Origin of the sequence: Embleya scabrispora DSM 41855 (genome assembly GCF_000372745.1) — a bacterium.
GTDB classification, from domain to species: Bacteria; Actinomycetota; Actinomycetes; order Streptomycetales; family Streptomycetaceae; genus Embleya; species Embleya scabrispora.
Genome location: NZ_KB889653.1, coordinates 1 through 1,363 on the forward strand (window position 1 = coordinate 1; position 1,363 = coordinate 1,363).

A 1,363-nucleotide genomic window follows, 5' to 3' on the forward strand; every position below is an offset into this window, starting at 1 on the left:
AGCCCGAAATCGGACCGCGAGCGGCAGCTGGAACATGAACTGAGGAAGCTCCGCGAGGAGAACGCGTTCCTGAAAAAAGCGGGTGTGCCACGAACGCAGGAGGTCGTGTGAGGTAGCAACGACCGAACGCGGTGCTGCACAGGAGATGAAGGAATTGAAGGCCCTTCGGAGCCGCCCTTCGGGGGGAGGCTCCAAACCGCCCTCTGCTGCGTTGGCTGAAGACCGTCGTGGTGAGCGACGAGGGAAAAGGCATCCATGAGGTGTCAGGTGGGGATCAAGAAGGCGTTGCATTGAAAATCCCGACTGGGATTCACTGTCGAAGCGTCGTTATTTAGAAAAGTGGCATCAGAACCGGGTGTTACTGCTTGGCCCGGGATGAGTCTGGCGGGTGCCCGATGTATTGGCCAGGCGGTGCCCGGCGTGGAGGTGGCGCGAGCTTGATCTGCGGCTCCTGTGTGGAACGTGGGAACGCGTGTCCCGATACGATCCCGGCCCGAAAAAGGGGCGGGGCGACAGGGAGTTCCCCAAGCGTTTGAAGCGCGAGGGAGTGAGTACCGTCGCGGGATGCGCGGGCGGACCGGCCCGTAGTAGCGAGGATGCTCCTGCTTGATGCGGTGGGAGGGAAGCGAAGGGGTCGGCTCGGCCGTGGTTCGTACATTCGATCAACCAGGGAAAGAACCCTGGGAGGAGTCTTGTGGACGAACAGAGACCACAGAGCAAGTCGTTCGATATTTCGAAACAGGAGGTGTGGGAGGCTTATCTGAAGGTGCGGGCCAACAAGGGCGCGCCGGGGGTGGACGGCTGCTCGATCGAGATGTTCGAAGCGGATCTGAAGAACAAGCTGTATCGGATCTGGAATAGGATGTCGTCGGGCAGCTATTTTCCGCCTCCGGTGATGGCGGTGGAGATTCCGAAATCACACGGCGGGGGTACTCGGATTCTCGGAGTACCCACTGTCGCGGACAGGATTGCGCAGACCGTTGTGGCCGCCCGACTGGAAAAGGTCGTGGAACCGAGGTTCCATGACGACTCCTACGGGTATCGGCCGAATCGGTCGGCGCTGGACGCGGTGGGAAGGTGCCGGGAGCGTTGCTGGACGTTCGACTGGGTGGTCGATCTCGACATCCGGAAGTTTTTCGACAGCGTGCCCTGGGATCTTGTCGTCAAGGCGGTGGAGGCGAACACCGACCAGCCCTGGGTCGTCCTCTACGTGAAGCGGTGGTTGGCCGCTCCCGTGCGGATGCCCGACGGTTCGCATGCCGAACGGAACTGTGGAACCCCCCAGGGATCCGCCGTTTCACCCGTGCTCGCCAACCTGTTCCTGCACTACGCGTTCGACGCCTGGATGGCACGGAAGTTCCCT

The 1,363-nt window shown here is 61.6% G+C and carries 1 protein-coding gene; it reads left to right on the plus strand.

Going from position 1 to position 1,363, the window contains the following annotated elements; translation table 11 throughout:
- Positions 1-694 precede the first annotated feature (694 nt).
- Positions 695-1,363, plus strand: a 669-nt coding sequence (locus A3IC_RS0116335; RefSeq protein WP_020551122.1) for a reverse transcriptase domain-containing protein, incomplete at its 3' end; no start/stop codon positions are given.